The following is a 22640-nucleotide window of genomic DNA, read 5'->3' as shown; positions in this document are numbered from 1 at the left end:
CCGCGTAGATTATTTCAGGACTGAGGAGAGGCACATGACGATCCAACAGATTTCAAGTTTCGCGGCCGGTGAGTGGGTCGCGCCGGGCGAAGGGGCCCGCAACATTGCCAGCGCCGTAACAGGTGAGGTGATCGCGACCGCTGGCAACACTGGCTTGGATGTGCAGGGCATGCTGGATCATGCACGCAATGTTGGCGGGCCAGCACTGCGGCAGATGACCTTTCATGAACGCGCTAAGATGCTAAAGGCACTTTCGGTACATTTGGGGCAGCACAAGCAGGCCCTGTATGACCTTTCATTCAACACGGGCGCGACCCAGTCAGACCATCTGATCGACATCGACGGCGGGATCGGCACGATGTTCGTGTTCGCCTCGAAAGGCCGCCGCGAAATGCCCGATGGTCACGTTTACTTGGATGGTGACGTCGAACAGCTGTCGCGGAATGGGACCTTTGTCGGTCAGCACATCTGCACCCCGCTGCAGGGTGTGGCGGTTCATATCAACGCGTTCAACTTTCCGGTTTGGGGCATGTTGGAGAAGCTGGCTCCGACCTTGCTGGCCGGTGTTCCAGCTATCGTCAAACCGGCGACGAATTCCTGCTACGTAACCGAATTGTGCGTGCGGTTAATGCTGGAGTCTGGCATTTTGCCTGCCGGGGCGCTCCAGCTTGTGTCGGGTGGTCTGGGTGACATTTTGGATCGCCTGACCATGCAAGACGTGGTCAGTTTTACCGGCTCGGCCGATACTGCGCTGAAACTACGGTCTAACCCCGTCATTCTGCAAAACTCCGTCCGTTTCGTGGCGGAACAGGACAGTCTGAACTGTTCGGTACTGGGCACTGACGCCCAACCGGGGACACCGGAATTTGACCTGTTCATCAAGGAAGTTCAGCGCGAGATGACCACAAAAGCGGGTCAGAAATGTACCGCGATCCGCCGGATCATCGCACCCGAGCCGCATGTGCAGGCGGTGATCGAGGCACTTTCCGCGCGGCTGGCAAAAACGGTTATCGGCGACCCTAGGCTTGAGACAACGCGCATGGGCGCGCTGGTATCGAATGATCAAAAACTGGATGTACTGGAAAAGGCTGCGATCATTTGCCAAGAGGCCGAACGTGTGTTCGGCAACCCGGATGACTTTGCCGTTGACGGCGCAGATGCCCAAAAAGGGGCTTTCCTGCCGCCAATGCTGTTCCATTGCGCCAACCCGGATGCGGCACAGCGTGTCCATGACACCGAAGCCTTCGGTCCGGTCAGCACCATCATGGGGTATCGCGATACTGACCACGCGATTGAGCTGGCGAACCGGGGGCAGGGGTCTCTGGTCGCGTCGATCATTACCCACGACCCGGACGTGGCGCGCAAATTCGCCATGGGTGCCGGGGCGTATCACGGGCGTCTCTATTTCAACAACCGAGACTCGATGAAAGAGGCTACGGGCCACGGTTCACCCTTGCCGCATATGGTCCACGGCGGCCCCGGTCGCGCGGGTGGCGGTGAGGAAATGGGCGGCGTGCGGGGCGTGAAACACTACATGCAGCGTACAGCCATTCAGGGCTCGCCTGACCTGTTGACGGCGATTGGCTCGAAATGGGTCTCGGGCGCAACCGAGATCGAAGGCCCGGCGCATCCTTTCACGCGGCGCTACCACGATCTGGCAATCGGTGAGACAATTCACACGGCGCCGCGCACCGTCACGCTCGAAGATATCGAGCACTTTGCGGAATTCACCGGCGACACCTTCTATGCGCACATGGATGAGGCCGCCGCGGAACGAAATCCGTTCTTCCCGGGCCGCGTCGCGCACGGGTACCTGCTGTTGTCCTTCGCCGCCGGGTTGTTTGTCGAACCGAACGAAGGCCCGGTCCTGGCCAACACAGGCTTGGATGGGTTGCGTTTCATGAAACCGGTTGTGGCGGGCGACAGCATCAAAGTGCGCCTGACCGTCAAATCAAAGACCAAACGAAACGATCAGTATGGCGAGGTTCGCTGGCATGTCACGATGACTCAACAGGATGACGACCTTGTTGCCGAATACGAACTGCTGACAATGGTGGCCTACTGACGAAACCGGGCCGGATGGTAATTCGATCCGGCCCGCCTATACTGCGACCATGAAAGACGCTTCCACAGACTGGTTCGACCATTGCGTTCGTCATTTGACCTCCGAAGGGTCTCTGCGGGTTTGGTCTGTGCTTGTCACGATCTTTGGCGATCTGGCGCAAAACAAATCCGATCAGATAAGCGGATCATTGATCACTGCGCTGACGAGCCTTGTGGGAATCAAGGCCGAAGCGACCCGAGTGGCGTTGCATCGATTGCGCAAAGAAGGCTGGATCGAAAGTACGCGCGTTGGACGCGCAAGCGTCCATCAGCTTACGGACTATGGCCGTACTCAAAGCGCAGCCGCTGCGCCACGCATTTACGCCCGCGAAACGGCCAAACCAGACGTCTGGCACGTGCTGATGTCGAGCAGTTCGGAAACATCCCGAAAGGAGTTGGCCGATCTGTTGCTGACCGGGGAATATATCTCATTAAACCCTTCCACAGCGATGGCAGCGGGAACCATGCCGCGCGATCTGGAAGACCTGCTAGGTTTTGAGACCACCGCGATTTCAGTACCAGATTGGTTAACAGAGCTATGCGGACCAGAGCCGCTGAGAATCGCGTATGACGCGTTTTGGACATCAATCCAGGTGATCGACGATCTGCTGCCGACGACCGGTGTGGATGATCCGATGAAAACGGCAGCGCTGCGTGTTCTTCTTGTGCACAATTGGCGCCGCATCATCTTGCGACACCCAGCTTTGCCCTCGGATTTTCTACCAAGTGACTGGAAGGAGCCCGCTTGCCGCGAGGCGGTCTCTAGGATTTTGGACAGGCTGCCCCGACCGCAACTCAAAAATTTGGAAGCAGATTTGAGCACTTAGGTTTTTGGGACAAAGGCCCTCCTGATATCTCAAAGGATGATGGCTTGCTTTAACAGAAAACTGATTTCTTTTTATGTTACGATAATGTGCAGAAAATAAAAATTCGGTAACATAATGCTTGCCTCGAATCGATGACGGAAATATAAACCGACCATACGGTCTATAATTGAGTGTGAACGCCCGGGAGAATTCACAGATGGATGCATTCATTTGCGACGCGACGCGCACGCCGATTGGGCGATACGGCGGGGCTTTGTCGTCGATCCGCACGGATGATCTGGCGGCCATTCCGCTGGCTGCGCTGAAAGAGCGGAACCCGCAAGTCGACTGGTCCAGCGTGGATGACGTCATCTATGGTGATGCCAATCAGGCCGGTGAAAGCAACCGGAACGTCGCCCGTATGGCGGCCTTGTTGGCTGGATTGCCGATTGATGTTCCGGGGACCACCATAAATCGCCTGTGCGCCAGCGGCATGGACGCTGTTGGAGTGGCCGCCCGAGGCATCAAGGCGGGTGACTATGATCTGGCGATCGCGGGTGGGGTCGAAAGCATGTCCCGTGCGCCCTTTGTGATGCCCAAGGCGACATCAGCATACACGCGCAGTAACGCGGTTTACGACACGACTATTGGTTGGCGCTTTGTGAATCCGAAGATGCAGCAGGCCTACGGCATCGATTCAATGCCCCAAACCGCTGACAACGTTGCCGACGACTATGGCATCAGCCGAGCGGATCAGGACAGTTTTGCCGCGCGCAGTCAGGCCCGATGGGCCGCCGCGCACGAGGCGGGGCTGTTCGCGGATGAGATCACTCCGGTCTCGGTTCCACAACGCAAAGGTGACCCGATAGTGGTCGATACCGATGAACATCCCCGCCCGGGAACAACGGCCGACAAGCTGTCGGGCCTCAAGGGAGTGAACGGGCCCGACAAAACTGTCACGGCGGGCAATGCTTCCGGTGTAAACGACGGAGCCGCAGCCATTTTGATGGCGAATGAGGCGGCGGCCGCAAAGAATAGCCTTACTCCGATTGCACGGGTTGTGGGAATGTCGGTGGCTGGCGTCGCGCCGCGCATCATGGGCATTGGGCCTGTACCAGCCAGCCGCAAGGTTTTGGCGCGGGCTGGGCTAACCATGGAGCAGATGGATGTGGTAGAGTTGAACGAAGCTTTTGCGTCGCAAGGGCTGGCAACACTTCGCGAACTGGGCCTTGCTGACGACGCACCGCATGTGAACCCAAATGGCGGTGCCATTGCCATGGGGCACCCTTTGGGCATGTCCGGAGCGCGGCTGGTTTTAACCGCCGCCTATCAGCTGCGGCGGACAGGTGGGCGGTATGCTCTCTGCACGATGTGCGTGGGCGTCGGGCAGGGCGCAGCCTTGATCCTGGAACGGGTTTGATGGGGAGAGCACTGTTTTGACTGAGGCGATCCAGATAATCGACCACAGCGAACGCGTCGAGCGGCTGTTTGAGCCGTATCAAGATGTTCTCGGCGACGACTACAAGGCCTATCGAGGCCATGTTTATCGTGTGATTACCTATGCCATGCACTTCCTTGGCGGCGATGACACGCATCGTGCATTGGTCGAGACGGCCTTCGTCTACCACGATATCGGACTGTGGACGAAACACGATCTGGCATATCTGGAGCCATCCGAAGAACTGGCTCTGAGGGACAACGCTGAAAAGGGTTGGGGGCTGGATCCAGAGCTGTTGCGCAATGCCATCCACTGGCACCACAAGGTTACACCCTACCGCGGGCCGCATGCCGATGTGGTCAACGCCTGCCGAAAAGGTGACTGGATCGATGCGACAGGGGGCAAGGTGCGAAAAGGACTGTCGCGCGATCAAGTCGCCAAGGTCGAGGCCGCCATTCCCAGCTACGGATTTGCGGATGTTTTACAGCGCTTGGCGAAGGACCTTGGTGGCTCCGCATTTAAAGGAAATATGCGGGTTCTAAGCCACGTATTCAAAATCTGATCCCATCCGAGAGGAGGAAATACGATGTACGCACAAATGGTTAAGTCTGAGGCCACAAACGATGACCCTGAAAAGCTTGCCGAGTTTCAGGCAAAGATTGACGCGGACATCAAGATTGAGCCGAAAGACTGGATGCCGCAAGGCTATCGCAAAACGCTGATCCGCCAAATCGGACAGCACGCCCATTCTGAGATTGTTGGACAACTGCCCGAAGGCAACTGGATCACGCGCGCTCCCACATTGGAACGCAAGGCGATCCTGCTGGCCAAGGTGCAGGATGAGGCCGGACACGGGCTTTACCTTTATTGCGCGGCGGAGACACTGGGCGTCAGCCGGGATGAGCTGACCGAGATGCTGCTGGACGGTCGGATGAAATATTCGTCGATCTTCAACTATCCAACATTGAACTGGGCCGATATCGGAGCGGTTGGTTGGCTGGTAGACGGTGCCGCTATCATGAACCAGGTGCCGTTGCAGCGGACATCCTACGGGCCGTATTCGCGTGCCATGATCCGGATCTGCAAGGAAGAAAGCTTTCACCAGCGTCAAGGATACGATGCCATTCGCAAGATGGCCGAAGGCACACCTGCGCAGAAGAAGATGGCGCAGGATGCCCTGAACCGCTTTTGGTACCCGTCGCTGATGATGTTCGGACCCTCGGACAAGGACTCGGTGCATTCGACCCAATCCATGGCTTGGAAGATCAAAATGAACACCAATGATGAGCTGCGTCAGAAGTTCGTCGACCAGACCGTACCGCAGGCCGAATTCCTTGGCCTGACCGTCCCCGACCCGGATCTGAAATGGGATGAAGAACGCGGCCATTACGATTTCTCGGAACCCGATTGGTCCGAGTTCTTTGACGTCATCAAAGGCAACGGGCCTTGCAACACCGACCGCCTGGCCGCGCGCAACAAGGCCTGGGACGACGGGCAATGGGTGCGCGACGGCCTGCTGGCCCACGCCAAGAAGAAACGCGCCGGTCAAGTGGCCGCTGAATAAGCCTGACCTGAGGAGGAAACCCGATGAAAAACGAATGGCCCCTATGGGAAGTCTTTATCCGCGGTCAGCACGGTATGAGCCACCGCCATGTCGGCTCACTGCACGCACCAGACGCAGAAATGGCGATCAAGAACGCACGCGATGTCTACACGCGCCGAAACGAAGGGGTGTCGATCTGGGTGGTCGAAGCGAACAACATCTCGGCCTCATCCCCCAGTGACAAAGGCCCACTATATGAGCCCAGCGAAAGCAAGGTCTACCGTCACCCGACATTCTTCGACATCCCCGATGAAGTGGGGGCGATGTGATGACCCGCGACGAAGCCTTCCTGCAGTTTCTGCTGAGAATGGGTGACAGCACGCTCATCTTGGGTCACCGCGTCAGCGAGTGGTGCGGCCATGCGCCTGTGCTGGAAGAAGATATCGCGCTGGCCAATACCGCGCTGGACCTGATCGGCCAAACCCAGATGTGGCTGGGCCTTGCAGGCGAAATCGACGGCGGCAAAAGCGCGGATGATCTGGCTTTCTTGCGCGATGCCTGGGATTTTCGCAATGTTTTGATGGTTGAGGTTCCGAACGAAGATTTTGGCCGGACCCTGATGCGCCAGTTCCTGTTTGATGCGTGGCATTCGATCATGCTGGGGCGTCTGATCAAATCGTCAGACGACCGTGTCGCGGCCATTGCGGCCAAGGCCAGCAAGGAGGTCGCCTATCACCTGGAACGCTCTGGCGACACGGTGGTTGGGTTGGGCGACGGAACGGCGGAGAGCCACGACCGGATGCAAGCTGCACTGGACTATCTGTGGCCTTATGTGGGTGAGATGTTCGCCAGCGACGATGTGGATACCCAGATGGCAGCCGCTGGCATCGCCCCCAATCCCGCCGATCTGCGCGATGAATATGACGCTTTGGTTCAGCGTGTCTTGGCGGATGCGACGCTAACGATCCCAAACAGTGATTTCGCACATAAGGGCGGGCGTACCGGTCAGATGCATACCGAACATCTGGGGCACTTGCTGACTCAGATGCAATGGCTGCAACGGGCCTATCCCGGCGCAAGCTGGTAAACCGATATGGAACGGGTGCCGACAGATCAGATATGGGACTGGCTGGATGCCGTTCCGGATCCAGAAATACCGGTCATTTCCGTAGTTGACCTGGGGATTGTGCGCGATGTGCACTGGGATGCCGAAACCTTGAAGGTGACAGTGACACCGACCTATTCAGGTTGTCCGGCGACGTCGATCATCAGCATGGACATTGAAACCGCGCTACGGGATCGCGGGATCGAAGATATCCGGATCGAGACCACCATTTCACCGGCCTGGACCACCGATTGGCTCAGCGACAAGGGCCGCGCCCGGCTGGAAGAATACGGTATCGCCCCGCCACAACCGGCAGGCGGCCCAGAGCGGTGCCCGCATTGTGGCAGTAAGGCGGTTGAGAAGGTCAGCCAGTTCGGCTCGACCCCGTGCAAGGCGCACTGGCGCTGCACCGACTGCCTGGAACCTTTTGACTATTTCAAGTGCATCTGAGGAGGAGCACCGGATGGCACGTTTTCACGACCTGAAGGTCACCGATATCCACAAAACAATCCGCGACGCGGTGGTTTTGACGCTGGAACCCATGAATGGTGCAGCGCAAGAATTTGACTTCACCGCAGGCCAATACCTGACGTTCCGCCGGGAATTCGACGGCGAAGAATTGCGCCGGTCCTACTCTATCTGCGCAGGCAAGGACGACGGTGTCCTGCAGGTTGGGATCAAGCGCGTCGACGGTGGGGCGTTCTCGGGCTGGGCGAACTCGGAACTGAATGTCGGGGACATCGTGCAGGCCATGCCGCCGATGGGCAGCTTCCACGCTCCGATCCATGCAGATGCCGAAAAGCAATATCTCGGTTTTGCCGGTGGGTCCGGGGTGACGCCTGTTCTGTCGATCCTCAAAACGACGCTCGCCCGTGAACCCCAGTCGCGCTTTACGCTGATCTATGCCAACAAGGGCATCAACACGATCATGTTCCGCGAAGAACTAGAGGATCTCAAGAACCTGTATATGGGTCGCCTCAACGTGATCCATATTCTTGAGACGGATTCCCAGGAAATCGACCTGTTCACCGGGCTGGTCACGCGGGAAAAATGCGCCGAGTTGTTCAAGCACTGGGTCGATATCGAAAACGTCGATACGGCGTTCATTTGTGGTCCTGAACCCATGATGCTGGGTATTGCCGCCGCCCTTCGCGAACACGGGCTAGACGACAGCCAGATTAAATTCGAACTTTTTGCCAGCGCCCAGCCGGGTCGCGCAAAGCGCAAAGCAAGTTCGGCAGATGCCGGTCGGACAGACAATCAGACCAACGCGTCCATTACGCTGGATGGCTCGACTCAGACCCTGACCATCCCCAAGGACTTGTCCATTCTGGATGCTGCTTTGGAAAACGCGTTGGACGCCCCCTATGCCTGCAAAGCCGGGGTATGTTCGACCTGTCGCTGCAAAGTGTTGGAAGGTGAGGTCGAGATGGTCGCAAACCACGCGCTTGAGGATTACGAGGTCGAGAAGGGCTATGTGCTCAGCTGTCAGGCCTATCCGACAACGGACCGCGTGGTCGTGGATTACGATCAGTAGAGGAGAGGTAGACATGGCCGATACGATGACTCTCGACAGCTATCTTGCCGCAGGCGGTGTGCTGACCAACCCGTCAAACGTTCCGCCACGCTATCGTGCGGAACTGCTGAAACTGATGGCAACTTTTGTGGACAGCGAACTGGCCGGGGCGGCCGGTTTTGCTGACGTAATTAATCTCGGTCCGGGAATAAAAGAACGCATCGCCGCCGCGAAGATCGTGCTTGAAAAAACGGATCATGCAAATCGTGTTCTGAACATTATGGGAGAGTTTGGAGCCGACACGGAACGCTACGCCAATCATCATCCGTGGACGGCCCGGTTAAGCCGGGACGCGGACATCGGAGCGACGCGTTCCGAACATGATATGCGCTTGGCTGTGTTCAACTATCCGTTCTCGGGTTGGACGGATGCCGTGATCATGAATCTGCTCATGAGCCGCGCCGTCGCCGAACAACTGGCTGAGTATTCTACGATTTCCTACCAACCCCTGGCCGAAATCTTCCGCTCAATCGCTCCGATTGAAGCACACCATGGCGAATTGGCGATGGAAGGCGCAAATAAGTTGATCGAACGAGGCGAAGCTGAGCAAATGCAAGTCTCGGTCGACTACTGGTGGCCTCGCGTCGCGGTGTCTTTCGGGGGCGACGATCCGAAACGGTTCGAGTTGTTGAAATCTCTTGGTCTGCGGCGGAATAAAAACAGTTCCCTGAAAGAGCGCTGGAGCCAGACGATGGATGACGCGCTGAAGACTTTGGGACTTAAAACGCCTTTGTGAATCGCTTGACTGGACCGTTTTAGGGCCCGTCCTCTAGTCTGATGCGAGGCCCAAGTTTCTGGGATGACAAGAAAAATAGTAGTGTAGGGCTGGGGTTTGTCGGACGTGGCCTGACGACTGATCGCAATAGGCCATTCGGTAACACTTCAGATTCTCGACTATCCGGGGATTCAGAAATTCGCTCAATGGGGAATGACAGAACTATTGGATTACGCGAATAAAAAGGCTGAAAATCTTGGTTCCTTGCTGTTCACAAGTGAGATCGCTCTGCAACCAATTGGCCAGCCCGTCGGTTATCGTCTCACCGCCATCAGTTTGGGCCAATTCCTAAAACGAAACACCTTGGAGTGAGTTACATATAGCCCGACAAGTACACGCCAAATCCACCGGTATTAAACCTTACAAAACGTTTTGCTGAAAACTCACATCACGGGTACTCTTTACGCTGATCCAGTCACAGCAAGCCCAACACCCATGAAGCCACAACCAGATAGCGCATATTTTAAACCGCTTGTGCGGACGAATTTGCGTTCACGATCTGTAGAAGGTTTTTCTCAGGATCTAGAAAAGATCTGCGGGCAGTTTGCTGTCGAGTCCAGTTTTGCCACGCGCGGACGCATTGACGGGGATATCTCCACCTTGCCGGTCTCGCGCTTTGAGACGGCAATCGTATCACTCGACGCACAAAGGGTTTTTCGGGACGAGCGTATGATCCGACAAGACCCCGGAGAACACTTGTTTCTTCTCATCCAGGACAAGGGAAATTGTCGTATCCATCAGAATGATACATCGGTTTTGCTGGGACCGGGCGACATGTATCTGGTCGACAGCGCGAAACGCTCCGAGTTTGTGTATGACGGGATGAACTCGCGTCAGGTTTCGATCCATTTGCCACGCGACGAGATGGTCCACAGATTCGGTGAGATCTGCACGGGAGGTATTTCGGTAGATCGAAACGACCCCCTGTTTTTCGCCATGCGTGCCGTGCTGGCCAAGATATTTACCGAAGAAGCCGCTGTGGCCCCTCATTTGGGCGAAGCATTTCTGAGCTTGTTAGGTGCGTATTTCCGCTGTGTCAGCCATCAGGAAGACCAACGTGGGCGAGAAGCTAATGCGGTTCTGTCGCGCGCTCTTCAACTGATTGACCAGAACGCGATGGATCCTGCATTCGGACCGCAGGCATTGGCCGAAGCATTGCAGGTTTCGCCTCGGACGCTACAGCGTCATTTTGGAACCCTTGGGGAAACCGCCAGCAAACGCCTTATGTCCGTGCGGCTTGAAACAGCGAAAGCCCGGCTAAAAGAGGTGAACTCTGACGTAGGGCGCGACACGATCGCTGCGGTTGCGTATGATTCCGGTTTCAACGACCTGTCGCATTTCTACAAGGTCTTTCGGGAACGATTTGGTTTCTCACCGGGGGCGGTGCGGAAGAATATGTCGTCCTAAGCCATAATATTTGGCGCAAAACCCCAAGACTCGACCGACCGGTCGGATAATAGTACTCCCCAGCCTTGCTGCGTTCGCGCACAGGCATCGCGATTTAGGGAGGACAAGCCGTGATCGAATACGATCTGACTATCGGGGGTCAACCGGTATCTACCGCCACCAGCTTTGACGTATTTAACCCGTCAACCGGTGAAGTCGCAGGGCGTGCGCCCAACGCGACAAGCGCTGATCTGGATAATGCTGTCAAAGCTGCGAAAGTTGCTTTCGAAAGCTGGTCGGCCAAATCGGACGAAGAACTGCAGGCCGCATGCGAGGCCGTAGCGCAGAAGATCGGAGAGCATTCCGAGGAACTCGCACAGATTATTACAGCCGAACAGGGTAAGCCGCTTAACGGGCTTGGATCGCGCTGGGAAATGGGCGGGGCAGGGGCTTGGGCAGGATACACTGCCGGGCTGTCCTTACCAATGAAAGTGCTGCAAGATAACAACGAAGGCCGCGTTGAACTGCACCGCAAACCGATGGGCGTTGTGGGTTCTATCACGCCTTGGAATTTCCCGGTGATGATTGCGATCTGGCATATCATGCCGGCGTTGCGTACCGGCAATACCATTGTCGTCAAACCCTCGCCGCTGACCCCACTGTCAACATTGCGCCTTGTTCAGATCATGAACGAAGTACTGCCTGCGGGCGTCGTGAACGTGATCACAAGCGACGACAAGGGCGACAATATCGGAGGGGCCATGTCGGCCCATCCCGACATCCGTAAGATCGTATTTACCGGGTCCTGTGCGACAGGGCAGAAGGTCATGGCCTCGGCCGCGGAAACCATGAAACGCCTGACCCTGGAACTGGGGGGCAATGATGCCGGTATCGTTCTGCCCGACGCAGACCCGCAAGCGATTGCCGAAGGTTTGTTCTGGGGCGGTTTTATTAATAACGGCCAAACCTGCGCTGCGATGAAACGTCTTTATGTCCACGAAAGCATCCATGATGAGGTTTGCGACGCGCTGGTGGCCTTCGCCCGCAATATCCCGGTGGGGGATGGCATGGACGACAACGCGATCCTAGGTCCGGTCCAGAACAAGATGCAGTTTGACAAGGTCAGCCGCCTGGTGGCCGATGCGAAAGAACGTGGGCAGGTCTTGCTGGGCGGTGCGCCGGGCGACGGGCTGTTCTTCCCTCCCACGATTATTGCGGGTCTGTATAACGGCGATCCGCTGGTCGATGAAGAACAGTTCGGCCCGGCGCTGCCAATCATCAAGTATTCAGAAGTGGAAGACGCAATTGCGGCCGCCAACGACAGCCCGAACGGGTTGGGTGGCTCGGTTTGGTCGTCCGATATCGACGCCGCCAAGGCCGTTGCCAGCCGCATGGAGTGTGGTTCGGTCTGGATCAACAAACATGGCGCAATTCAACCCAACGCCCCGTTCGGCGGGGTCAAATCATCTGGCGTTGGTGTCGAATTCGCGGACGAAGGTTTGGCCGAATACACCGATATCCAAGTCGTATTCAGCTAAGAACAAGACAGGAGAGGAAAAGATGAATATCAGAAATATCCTTGCCACAACTGCACTGGGCGCCGTTTTCGCCGGCAGCGCTTTGGCACATCCCCTGGACGGGTTAACGCCAGATGAACTCCAGCAAATCAACACGATCCTGAAAGACAGCGGCACCGTCACCGACGAGACGCTGTACCCTTTGATTGATCTGCACGAGCCGTCGAAAGCCGAAGTTCTGACTTGGAAAGAAGGCGATGCACTGGATCGCAAGGCGATGGTGCAATACACCACCGTCGAAGGATTCAGCGAAGCAATCGTGAACATCACGCAAGGCACCGTTGAAGAAAACTTTGCCATCGAAGGCTCGGGTCAGCCGATGGTATTGTTTGCGGAATTCATCGGTGCACTGGAAGGGGCTTTGGGTCACCCGGATATGATCGCGGGGCTCGAAGCGCGTGGCCTGACAAATGAAGACGCCTTCTGTCTGCCGTTGACAGCGGGTAACTTCTTTACCCCCGAATTTGATGGCACCCGCCTGATGAAGGTGCCCTGTTATCAGAACCCGACAGGCTCAAACTTCTACGCAAAGCCGATCGAAGGGTTGTTCGCAATCTACGACATCGGCAAGCAAGAGGTTGTTGAGGTCATCGACACCGGTGCGATCCCCTTGCCACAAGACGCCTGGGGTTACACGGCCGAAGAGGTTGCCGAACGGGTCGAGCTGCGACCGGAAACCAACAAGGTTCTGCTGACGCAGGAAGGTGGTCCGAATTACACCCTGGATGGCAACCATCTGGAATGGGACATCTGGCGCATGAATCTGCGCGCGGAAAAGCGTGCCGGCCTCGTTGTCTCGAACATCGATGTCAACGATCAGGGCAATTGGCGTTCGGTCATCTATCAGACGCATCTGTCCGAAGTGTTTGTCCCCTATATGGACCCGACCGAGGGTTGGTACTGGCGGACCTATATGGACAGTGGCGAATACGGTTTCGGTCTGTTCCTGACGCCGTTGCGTGCGGGTGTGGATTGCCCTGAATATGCAACTTTCTTGCCTGCTGTAATCGCGGATGACGCAGGTATGCCGCTGGAAATCCCGGATGCGATCTGCATCTTCGAGCGCAACATTGGTGACCCTGCTTGGCGCCACTTTGAGATCTTTGCTCAGACGCCGGACAACTTTGTACCTGCAGAGGGCCGCTCGGAAACCGAATTGGTAGTGCGCACTGCGTCAGAGGTCGGTAACTATGACTATCTGATCGACTACCGCTTCAAGCAGGACGGTCAGATGTTCATCAAGATCGGCGCAACCGGTCTGGACGCGGTCAAAGGCGTGGTTTCGACCTCGATGAATGATGAAACCGCTGCGGAAGACACCAAGTATGGCACGTTGATTGCACCGCATCTGGTTGCGGCCAACCACGATCATTACTTCAACTTCCGGATCGACTTTGACATCGACCAGCCGGTCAACCACATGGGTCTGATGGAAATCGTTCCGGCCGAAGTGCCTGCGGACAGCCCGCGCAAGTCGATGTGGACCTGGCAGCATGTGATGCCGGACAGTGAGCTGGACGCGCGCTATCGCTTCAGCGCCTCCAAACCGCGTCACGTCCATATCTCGAACCCGCAATCGGAAGGGTATCTGGGCCACATTCCGGGCTGGATGATCCACCACGGCTCGATCGCATACGGTCCGTTCGACTTTGAAAGCGACCCGCCGTTCAAGCGCAACGCCTATATTGAGTATTCCTCATGGACGACTGTTTATGACCAAGAGCAGCGCTATGCAGGTGGTAAATACGCGATGCAAAGCGACGGTTCCGACACGCTGGCGGAATGGGTCAAGGAGGACAAGCCGCTAAAGGGTCAGGATATTGTGTCCTGGTTCACCGCAGGGTTCCACCACATCCCGCGTATGGAAGACTGGCCTGTGATGTCGACCGAATGGAAGACGGTTCACATCATGCCGTTCAACTTTTTTGCACATAACCCGGCGTTGACGATCCGCGAGTGATTGATGGCAAATGAAACTAAAAGCGCGGCCTGCAATAGGCCGCCCATTCATTTTGTGTCTTCTTGTTTTCTGTTAGTTTTGCTGCATCGAATGCAGACCATTCAGGATCTGATCAGCCTACTCGATCGGTATATGATTAGAGGCGGGGGAAGGATGATGCTGTTGGCGTTGATCCGTACCAAAACGCTATCATCGTATAGCTCTTGATAGATGTGGCGCATTTCGGGCACGAGTTCGGGGTCTTTCGGGACGAAGCTGTTTCCTTGGTTCCAGTACAGCCGAAAAGTTGTCGGGCCGACAACCAAGAGGTCAACTTTCCTTCGCGGCCGCCAGTGCCTGTTTCAGTGTTTCGCGATCCCCGATGTGATTGGAGAGGATGAGAATGAGGCGCGCGTTCAGGGCTTCGCTTTCCTCATCCGACAACCCTTCATGCACTGCGATGAGGTCTGCGTAAAAATCATCCGGTGAATACAGGTTTGGTTCGGTAATCAGGGGCATCAGCTTATTCCTTTCCGCAAGCTTTAAGGACTGCTGAACGCAGAGCAGCCTCGTCGTAATCGCGCCAGCGCGCCGCGACATGCTGATCGGGGCGGACGAGGTAGACCGCCTGGCTTTCCGATCCAAGGTAACGTTCCGCTAATGTGTCCGAAGCTGTAAGGGACACGCTTCTGACCGTGATACCGTCGATATCGAGGCTGTTCGGAACTTCGGTGTTGAGTGCCAAAACCACGAAGTCGTTTCCAAGCTGATCCAGAAGGAAGCCGTCGCCAACCGGGGCATCCTTGCATGGAGATCCTACTCTGGACGTGTCAGGACCTCCCGCGAGGTCATCTGCTCCGTTCAGGGACGAGTGATCATAGGTACAGGGCACTGACAGACGCCCCGAGTTCACCAGAGGCCGTGCAAATGTGTGGCGTTCCGCCAGGCTAAGCACAGCGTCACGGAAATTCTTGCTCACCTTCGATTTTGGTGTGATGAAATCAGTCGAACGCGTCGAATTCAGGATATTTTCATCCGCTCCGTAGATCCGTTCGTCATCATAGGTGTCCAGAAGGCTTTCTGGTGCCTTGCCCGAGATCACGAGGCCAAGTTTCCAGCCAAGGTTATCGACGTCCTGAAAGCCGGAATTCGCGCCGCGTGCCCCGAAGGGCGACACTTGATGTGCCGCGTCGCCAGAAAAAACAACGCGCCCGTGGCGGAATTTGTTCATACGCCGGCACTGGAAGGTGTAGATGGATGACCAGACCATTTCATATTCGACGTCATCGCCCAACATCGCATCCAGCCGCTTGCGGATGTTTTCCTCTTTCAATTCTTCCTTGCGATCGACATCCCAGCCGATCTGGAAGTCCACGCGCCACACGTCATCAGGTTGTTTGTGCAGCAAAGTCGAGGCGCCCGACTTAAAGTAGGGCTCGAACCAGAACCAGCGCTCTGTCGGGAACGTGTTGTTCTTCATCCGGATGTCAGCGATCAGAAAGCTGTCCTGAAAAACCCGGCCTTCAAAACCCAGATCCAGCATGTCGCGCGTTGGCGAACTTGCGCCATCGCAGGCGATCATCCAATCCGCCTCAAGCTGGTAAGGCCCGTCCGGAGTTGTGACGGACAGCACAACATGGTCGTCCTTGACGTCTACAGCTTCGACCCGGTTCTTACCTCGGATCTCAATCGGCGCGCCGCGTTCCTGTTCCGCGCATATCGCTTCGAAAATAAACTTTTCGAAGTAGGGCTGCTGCAAGTTGATGAAGGCAGGGTTACGATGGCCGGATTCTGGCAAGAGGTTAAACTCAAAGACCTTTCGATCATCCTGAAACACCTTCCCGACATTCCAGACGACCCCTTTATCGAGCATCGGCACGCCGCACCCATAACGGTCAGCGATTTCCAGTGTTCGCTTGGCAAAGCAGATGGCACGGCTGCCCATGCCGATCCCTTCGTGATCATCCAGAACCAACGCCGGAATACCCTGTCGACCAAGGTCCAGCGCGGCGGCCATACCGATAGGGCCGCCTCCGACGATGACAACCGGGTGGCGCACTGCATCGGGCGCGTCTTGATCTTTTGATTTCTCATAAGGGTAAAGCTTGAAGGCGAGGGAATATCGGTCCTGAAGCATCGAAATACCTAGCTTGTTGAGTTCGGAGGAGATGAGTGGGTTCAGCCTTGAAGCTGTTCCCACATTTCCAGATCACGTTTGTCAGTCCAGATGCGAGGGTGGGCGATCCCCCGAGCTTCGTCATAGGCACGGCTGACGTTGAATGGCAGGCAGTGCTCGTAGATCGCGTAGTCCTTGAACTTGGGATCGCAGGCGTCGCGCACGGCATCCCAGGCGTCTTTTAGGCTGCCGCCCTTCATCGCAACTTTTTTGGCGGGTTCGTAGGTTGAGTTGACAAAATCGCGGGTGCTTTCGATGGCCCGTTCGACCGCTTCCTTACCGATCAGCGCGCCGCCGCGCCCCGGAGCGATGGCGTCGACGTCATAAGCTTTGATATTGTCCAGCGTCCGGCCCCAATCGGTAAAGTGACCATCTCCGCAATAGCAGGCCGAGTGGTCCTCGACGATGTCGCCGGTGAACATGACGTTCTGATCAGGCACATGAATCACCGCATCGCCTGCCGTATGGGCGCGGCCGATCTGTTTGATATCTACGCGGCGGTTGCCCAGATAGACCGTCATGCTGTCGCTGAATGTGGTTGTGGGCCATGTCAGGCCGGGGATGCTTTCATGACCTTCGAACAGGCGCGGGAAACGCTGGAACTCGCTGTCCCAGTCCTCTTGCCCGCGTTCCACGACCATCGAGCGCGCCACATCCGACATGATCACCTGTGGCGCGTTGAAGGCCGAGGCGCCCAAAACGCGTACCGCGTGATAGTGCGTGAGTACAACATGGCTGATCGGCTTGTCGGTGACTTCGCGCACCTTCTCGATCACTTTGTTTGCCAGACGCGGCGTGGCCTGCGCCTCGACAATCATGACGCTGTCGTCGCCGATAATGACGCCCGAATTCGGGTCACCTTCGGCAGTAAAGGCCCAAAGGCCCTCGCCGATCTCATCGAAGGTGATTTTCTTTTCTGTCATGTCGCCTTGCGATGCGAATGCTTTAGCCATGGGAGTCCTCCGGTGCCCGAGCGGGCGATTTCACGTGTCAGTTGCTTTTGTAGGGATCGTCGAGTGCTGCGAGGACTTGCCCCGTGCATTCGCCAAAACCGATCCGATAGCCGTCGCCTATAGCCGCGCCCGTCAGGGTTAGGGTGTCGCCGTCTTCAACGAAGCTGCGGGTCTCACCGGTGTCGAGCGTAAATGGCTCTTTGGCACCCCAGCTGAGTTCCAAAAGGGAACCGCGATTGTGCTTTTCCGGGCCGGAAATTGTGCCCGAGCCCAGAAGATCGCCGGTATTCATCGGGCACCCGGACGTGGTGTGATGGGCCAATTGCTGAGCTGCCGAATAATACATTTCGTTGTAATTGGTTCGGGCAATGGTTGTAGCCGCCTTGCCCTTGGGAGCCAACGTGACCAACAGGTCGATGTCGTACAGCATCGGGCCACAATCCTTCAGGTGGTCCAGCAATTCGAACTCCCGCGCAGGGGTGTCGCATCGGAAAGGCTCAAGCGCAGCTTTGGTCACGATCCAGGGGCTGATCGAGGTTGCCGTGGCCTTGGCCTGAAATGGCCCCAGCGGTTGGTATTCCCAAGCCTGAATGTCGCGGGCAGACCAGTCGTTCAGCAGTACGTAGCCAAAAATGTTGTTATCCGCTTCTTGCACCGAGATCGGACCATCCGAAGGGGTTCCAACGATGGCGCCCATTTCAAGCTCAATGTCGAACCGTTGCGACGGGGCAAACCGGGGCAGGGTGTCTTTTGGACCTTTCAGCTGACCCCAGGGGCGTCGAATGTCCGTGCCCGAAACAACCACTGACGAGGCACGACCGTTGTAACCGATTGGGATGTGCAGCCAGTTCGGGGGCAGCGCATTTTCCGGCCCGCGGAACATGGTGCCAACGTTGAAAGCATGATGTCGACCCGCGTAGAAATCTGTGTATTCGCTAACGGCGAAAGGCATATGCATCTCGGCATCGTCTTGCGCGACAAGCAGCGGTTCGATTTTATCTCGTTCTTCGGCGCCTTCGGCCAACAGGCTTGTCAGCCGGTCCCGCAATGCCGCCCACACAGCCGGGCCCTCTTCCATCAATGGATTCCAGAAAGGCAGATCGAACAGGGGTTCGTCGCTCAGCGAAATCAGGCCTTCGGCCTCGGCGGCGGAGACGTCCAGGATCATATCGCCGATGGCCACGCCACAACGGGGTTCGTCGCCTTCGGTCGAAAAAACCCCATAGGGTAGGTTGTTCAAGGGAAAAGGATGGGCTTCATCATTGGCCGATATCACCCAGGAGTTCATCAAAGGCATTTTGTATCCAGACTTTGTCACGAGCGGATTAGTTGTTTCACTTTTTGCCGGGCGTGCCGTCGAATTTCTTTTCGATGTCCGCCCAGCAGTCAATATAGTCGTCCTGCAAGGGTGCCTCGGTCGCGGCAAAGGCGGTCAGATGTTGCGGGAAGCGGGTTTCGAACATGAAGGACATCGTGTGGTCCAGCTTGTCCGGCCCCAGATTTGCGTTTGAGGCTTTTTCGAACGCTTCGCGATCCGGACCATGCGGGATCATCATGTTGTGCAGGCTCATGCCGCCCGGAACAAAGCCCTGCGGTTTGGCGTCATACTGGCCGTAGATATTGCCCATCAGCTCGGACATGATGTTCTTGTGGTACCACGGCGGGCGGAAGGTGTCTTCGGCCACCATCCAACGCTCGCGGAACAGGACAAAGTCGATATTGGCCGTGCCGGGCTGGCCCGAAGGGGCCGTCAGGACGGTGAAAATCGACGGATCCGGGTGGTCAAACAGGATCGCGCCGACCGGGCAGTAGGTGCGCAGGTCGTATTTGTAGGGCGCATAGTTACCGTGCCAGGCCACCACGTCCAGCGGGCTGTGACCGATCTGAGTGACGTGGAACTGCCCACACCATTTGATTGTCACGGTAGAGGGCACCTCTCGGTCCTCGAACGCCGCGACGGGCGCTTTGAAGTCGCGCGGATTGGCCATGCAATTGGCGCCAATCGGGCCACGCCCTGGCAGTTCGAATTTCTGCCCGTAATTCTCACAGACAAAGCCCCGGGCTGGACCTTCCAGCACTTCAACACGGTAGAGCAATCCGCGTGGCAGGATCGCGATTTCCTGTGGCTCCAGATCTATGATCCCCAGCTCGGTCACAAAGCGCAGACGACCGTCTTGCGGAACCACCAGAAGCTCGGAATCGGCCGAGAAGAAATAGTCATCCACCATCGAGTCGGTGACCAGGTAGACATGGCTGGCCATGCCGACCTGCGTGTTCACATCCCCCGCCGTCGTCATGGTGCGCATGCCGGTCAACCAGGTCAAAGGGGCGTCAGAATGCGGAACCGGGTCCCAACGATACTGGCCCAGGCTGATCACATCCGGGTCGATACAGGGCGCGGACTTCCAGTAGGGCAGGTCAATTTTCTCATAGCGATGCGAATGCTTGACTGACGGGCGAATGCGATAGCACCACGTCCGCTCGGGCGGGTTGGCGGTGAAGGCCGTGCCGCTGAGCTGTTCGCCATAGAGGCCGTAGTTGCAGCGCTGCGGGCTGTTCATGCCCTGCGGCAACGCGCCAGGTAGAGCCTCGGTCTCAAAATCGTTGGCCCAACCGGGCATGTAACCCTTAGAAATGGTGTTCCCATCTTCAGCAACGGTCAATCCGCTATGTTCAACGTGTGCATTCATCTGGATCTCCTGCTCATTCGATTCGGCAAGACTTTGGGTTCGCAGTAAATATTTGTTGCATTTGCAACGGTGTCAATGTTGTTGTTGCAGATGCAATGAAAATCTGAATTCAATAACGCCGAAGGGAAATCGCTGCATGAGCACCAAAAACTTGCCCGAGTTCGATTTGGAAGGGTTCTTGCCATACCGGCTTACGGTGCTGGCCGCGCGACTGAGCGCCGAAATGGCGCAGCAGTATAAACATGAGTTTGGCGTTTCGAACCCCGAATGGCGCGTCCTTGTGAACGTTGGATATGCTGAAAACCCGTCGGTTCGGGACATTGAAAAACGAGTCAGTCTAGAGAAGTCAAAGGTCAGTCGGGCGGCCGCACGGCTTGAATCCCGCGGACTGATCACCAAGGTTGAAGACCCTGCCGACAGACGGCTGGTCAAATTCGACCTGACGGAAAAAGGCGCTTATCTTCTCGGCCAATTGGTCCCTATCGCACTGTCGTTTCAATCCAGCCTGGAAACCAAACTTGGTGAGTCTGAGGAAGCGCTGAATGCCGCCCTCGATCTGCTGTGGGAAGAATGAATGGTAAAACTCCACAACTCTTGGCGCTCATCAGCGAGCTATCGCGTTCGGATTGCTCTTGGTCACACCCGGGAAAGCAGCGTTGGCGTGCGTTCGCTAACAGGACCTCTTCATACTTTCCGATGAAGCTTACCGCCTGCTTGACCTGATGCTTGGAGCATTTCGAAAGCGACATTTATTTGAGCGACTAAAACCGACATAGCATGTTGATTTTGGGACTGAGCCAGATCAATACTGCATAGACGCGATCACTGAGATAAGCCAACCAGCTTGCGCTGGCGATGACCGCTGATTTTGTTGCGAAGTTTGTTGCTGATCGAAGAGGTCACATCGGGCTAGCGGGTTAAGCAGCCAGTTCGGCAAATTGACGGGACCATCATAGTCCGGGCGTGAGTTGGCCCTTTCTGAGCAGTTTCGCGACTTCAATTCCTTCCAGCATTGACGATAATGTACTTATCGACCATACGTAAGCATTGATGCCAATACTTCAAACTCCCTCAAATCGTCGGAAGGCCAAGGCAATTAAACCGGCGATGGCCATGTAAACCAAAGCCAACAACAACAGGGGCTCGTAGACCACAAATGTGTCTGCTCGAACCCGGGACGAAACCGCATATATCTCGACCACTGTGATCGTTGCTACGAGTGGCGTTGCTTTGAGCTGCAAGATGGTTTCTCCGCCCAAGGTAGGTAGAACATTGCGTACGGCTTGGGGTAGCCAGATCCGGCGGAACATCGTGAAACGTGGCATCCCGAAAGACTTTGCTGCCTCCAGCTGGCCTTTTGCCACACCGGAAAACGCGCCTCGCATGACCTCGCCTTCATATCCCGCAAAGGACAGTGTCAGTGCCAGGACGGCGTAGGGCCAAGCCTGACGCAGGTAAGGCCAAAGCTCAGACGACCGTATCCAGGGAAACTGCGGAAATAACGAACCAAGCCCGTAGTATAGCAACCAGATCTGCAACAACAGCGGTGTGCCTCGAATAATCGTGCAGAAAACCCGGGCGGGCGTAGCCAAGTACCACGGACCCACTGCCTGCGCCAATCCTAGAGGCACAGCCATTAGAAAGCCTAATACGGTTGTGACCACCAAGAGCCAGATTGTGGTCCAGAGACCTTGCAACGCCAAAGGGGCATATTTTGGAATCCAATCCCAACGCAACGAGAACGCACACCAGATCACCAATGCTGCAAACAGCAACATCATGACGATACGGTGCGGTTGCATAAGAGCTTTTACAGTGATCATGCCGAGCCACCCTTCAACGAAGGTTGACCACGCCGCGCCCATTTCTCGATGCGGGCAAAAACGACCCCTGAGAAAAGGGTCACCATAAGGTACAAGAAACCTGCAGCCAAAAAGAAGGTGAAATAAGCACGGGTACTGCTAGCCGCTTGGCGTGTTTCCAGCGTCAACTCACTGAACCCGACGACAGCAAGCAAGGCCGTGTCTTTGGTGGCGATAAGCCACAGATTGGCCAGCCCGGGCACCGCAAATCCCATCATTGCCGGTATGGTCACCCGACGCATGATCATGAAAGCGGGCATTCCATAGGACTTCGCCGCCTCGATCTGCCCGACGGGCACCGCCTTTATGGCACCTCGCAGAACCTCGGTGGCATAGGCCCCTTGTACAACGCCCAGCACCCAAATACCGGCGGCTACACCGTTGATCTCAACCCGGCCGCCTCCGACCGCCTCAGAGATCTTGTTGATGATATCACTGCCGACATAATACAGGATCAGGATCAGCACCAATTCGGGTACAGCCCTGATCACTGTTGTGTAGATGGCAAGAAGGTCACGCGTGACCTTCCCGCCGTAGAGTTTTCCGTAGGCCCCGAACAGCCCGATAACCAGCCCCATTCCAAATGCGCCGAAGGCGATTTGCAGGGAATTGGCAAGCCCGCGCAACAGGTTGCCACCCCAACTAGACAGCGACAGCAACTCCATGCTGGTGCCAAGGCCCAGTGTCTCTAACAGTCCGGTCACAGCAACG

General features: G+C 56.4%; 21 protein-coding genes. 14 read left to right on the top strand and 7 right to left on the bottom strand.

The window, feature by feature from the left end:
* Positions 1-34: 34 nt before the first annotated feature.
* From paaZ to ACR3FB_RS20945, 13 genes are all read left to right on the top strand, one after another.
* A complete protein-coding gene (gene paaZ / locus ACR3FB_RS21005; protein WP_480565081.1) occupies positions 35-2065 on the top strand; it encodes a phenylacetic acid degradation bifunctional protein PaaZ in 2031 nt (676 codons plus the stop codon).
* A 49-nt stretch (positions 2066-2114) separates the two neighbouring features.
* Positions 2115-2930 carry a PaaX family transcriptional regulator C-terminal domain-containing protein gene (locus ACR3FB_RS21000; protein WP_480565078.1) on the top strand — a complete coding sequence of 272 codons (816 nt, stop codon included), beginning with the start codon at positions 2115-2117 and terminating at the stop codon, positions 2928-2930.
* 196 nt (positions 2931-3126) lie between these two features.
* A complete protein-coding gene (gene pcaF, locus ACR3FB_RS20995; protein WP_480565075.1) occupies positions 3127-4329 on the top strand; it encodes a 3-oxoadipyl-CoA thiolase in 1203 nt (400 codons plus the stop codon).
* Between the two features lie 16 nt (positions 4330-4345).
* The gene (locus ACR3FB_RS20990; RefSeq protein WP_480565072.1) at positions 4346-4909 is read left to right on the top strand and encodes a hypothetical protein; all 564 of its coding nucleotides are present in this window, start codon (positions 4346-4348) and stop codon (positions 4907-4909) included.
* 24 nt (positions 4910-4933) lie between these two features.
* A complete protein-coding gene (gene paaA / locus ACR3FB_RS20985) occupies positions 4934-5911 on the top strand; it encodes a 1,2-phenylacetyl-CoA epoxidase subunit PaaA (RefSeq protein ID WP_480565069.1) in 978 nt (325 codons plus the stop codon).
* Positions 5912-5934: 23 nt separating this feature from the next.
* Entirely contained in the window at positions 5935-6219 is a 285-nt protein-coding gene (gene paaB, locus ACR3FB_RS20980) for a 1,2-phenylacetyl-CoA epoxidase subunit PaaB (protein WP_142639870.1), read from the top strand.
* Positions 6219-6977 carry a 1,2-phenylacetyl-CoA epoxidase subunit PaaC gene (gene paaC / locus ACR3FB_RS20975; protein ID WP_480565066.1) on the top strand — a complete coding sequence of 253 codons (759 nt, stop codon included), beginning with the start codon at positions 6219-6221 and terminating at the stop codon, positions 6975-6977. The genes paaB and paaC overlap by 1 nt, the downstream gene beginning before the upstream one ends.
* Before the next feature lie 6 nt (positions 6978-6983).
* Entirely contained in the window at positions 6984-7445 is a 462-nt protein-coding gene (gene paaD, locus ACR3FB_RS20970; RefSeq protein ID WP_480565063.1) for a 1,2-phenylacetyl-CoA epoxidase subunit PaaD, read from the top strand.
* 13 nt (positions 7446-7458) lie between these two features.
* On the top strand, positions 7459-8532 hold the full coding sequence (locus ACR3FB_RS20965; protein WP_480565060.1) for a 2Fe-2S iron-sulfur cluster-binding protein: 1074 nt from the start codon (positions 7459-7461) through the stop codon (positions 8530-8532).
* Between the two features lie 13 nt (positions 8533-8545).
* The gene (locus ACR3FB_RS20960; RefSeq protein WP_480565057.1) at positions 8546-9307 is read left to right on the top strand and encodes a Phenylacetic acid catabolic protein; all 762 of its coding nucleotides are present in this window, start codon (positions 8546-8548) and stop codon (positions 9305-9307) included.
* A gap of 474 nt (positions 9308-9781) precedes the next feature.
* A complete protein-coding gene (locus ACR3FB_RS20955) occupies positions 9782-10753 on the top strand; it encodes a helix-turn-helix domain-containing protein (RefSeq protein ID WP_480565051.1) in 972 nt (323 codons plus the stop codon).
* A gap of 110 nt (positions 10754-10863) precedes the next feature.
* Positions 10864-12270, top strand: a complete 1407-nt coding sequence (locus ACR3FB_RS20950; RefSeq protein ID WP_480565048.1) for an aldehyde dehydrogenase family protein — start codon at positions 10864-10866, stop codon at positions 12268-12270.
* A 22-nt stretch (positions 12271-12292) separates the two neighbouring features.
* Positions 12293-14269, top strand: a complete 1977-nt coding sequence (locus ACR3FB_RS20945; RefSeq protein WP_480565045.1) for a copper amine oxidase — start codon at positions 12293-12295, stop codon at positions 14267-14269.
* A 309-nt stretch (positions 14270-14578) separates the two neighbouring features.
* Here the strand turns inward: ACR3FB_RS20945 and ACR3FB_RS20940 are convergent, their stop codons facing one another.
* The 5 genes from ACR3FB_RS20940 to hmgA are packed head-to-tail and all read right to left on the bottom strand — an operon-like array spanning position 14579 to position 20067.
* Positions 14579-14767, bottom strand: a complete 189-nt coding sequence (locus ACR3FB_RS20940; protein ID WP_480565042.1) for a DUF2783 domain-containing protein — start codon at positions 14765-14767, stop codon at positions 14579-14581.
* Between the two features lie 4 nt (positions 14768-14771).
* Positions 14772-16385 carry an FAD-dependent oxidoreductase gene (locus ACR3FB_RS20935; RefSeq protein ID WP_480565039.1) on the bottom strand — a complete coding sequence of 538 codons (1614 nt, stop codon included), beginning with the start codon at positions 16383-16385 and terminating at the stop codon, positions 14772-14774.
* 41 nt (positions 16386-16426) lie between these two features.
* Positions 16427-17377 (bottom strand): MBL fold metallo-hydrolase, encoded by a 951-nt coding sequence (locus ACR3FB_RS20930; RefSeq protein ID WP_480565036.1) that lies wholly within the window; start codon positions 17375-17377, stop codon positions 16427-16429.
* Positions 17378-17414: 37 nt separating this feature from the next.
* Positions 17415-18674 (bottom strand): fumarylacetoacetase, encoded by a 1260-nt coding sequence (gene fahA / locus ACR3FB_RS20925; protein WP_480565033.1) that lies wholly within the window; start codon positions 18672-18674, stop codon positions 17415-17417.
* A 37-nt stretch (positions 18675-18711) separates the two neighbouring features.
* Positions 18712-20067, bottom strand: coding sequence for a homogentisate 1,2-dioxygenase (gene hmgA / locus ACR3FB_RS20920; RefSeq protein ID WP_480566876.1), 1356 nt, complete (start codon positions 20065-20067; stop codon positions 18712-18714).
* A gap of 136 nt (positions 20068-20203) precedes the next feature.
* On the opposite strand from hmgA, the gene ACR3FB_RS20915 reads away from it, so the two are divergent.
* A complete protein-coding gene (locus ACR3FB_RS20915) occupies positions 20204-20641 on the top strand; it encodes a MarR family winged helix-turn-helix transcriptional regulator (RefSeq protein WP_480566875.1) in 438 nt (145 codons plus the stop codon).
* A 487-nt stretch (positions 20642-21128) separates the two neighbouring features.
* Here the strand turns inward: ACR3FB_RS20915 and ACR3FB_RS20910 are convergent, their stop codons facing one another.
* Together ACR3FB_RS20910 and ACR3FB_RS20905 are read right to left on the bottom strand one after the other, a co-directional pair.
* Positions 21129-21890 (bottom strand): ABC transporter permease, encoded by a 762-nt coding sequence (locus ACR3FB_RS20910; protein WP_170660777.1) that lies wholly within the window; start codon positions 21888-21890, stop codon positions 21129-21131.
* A complete protein-coding gene (locus ACR3FB_RS20905; RefSeq protein ID WP_170552217.1) occupies positions 21887-22633 on the bottom strand; it encodes an ABC transporter permease subunit in 747 nt (248 codons plus the stop codon). Before ACR3FB_RS20905 ends, ACR3FB_RS20910 begins: the two co-directional genes overlap by 4 nt.
* Between the last annotated feature and the right edge of the window lie 7 nt (positions 22634-22640).

It is taken from the genome of Ruegeria sp. AO1 (assembly GCF_056535985.1).
This window is presented reverse-complemented; position numbering and strand designations above follow the sequence as displayed.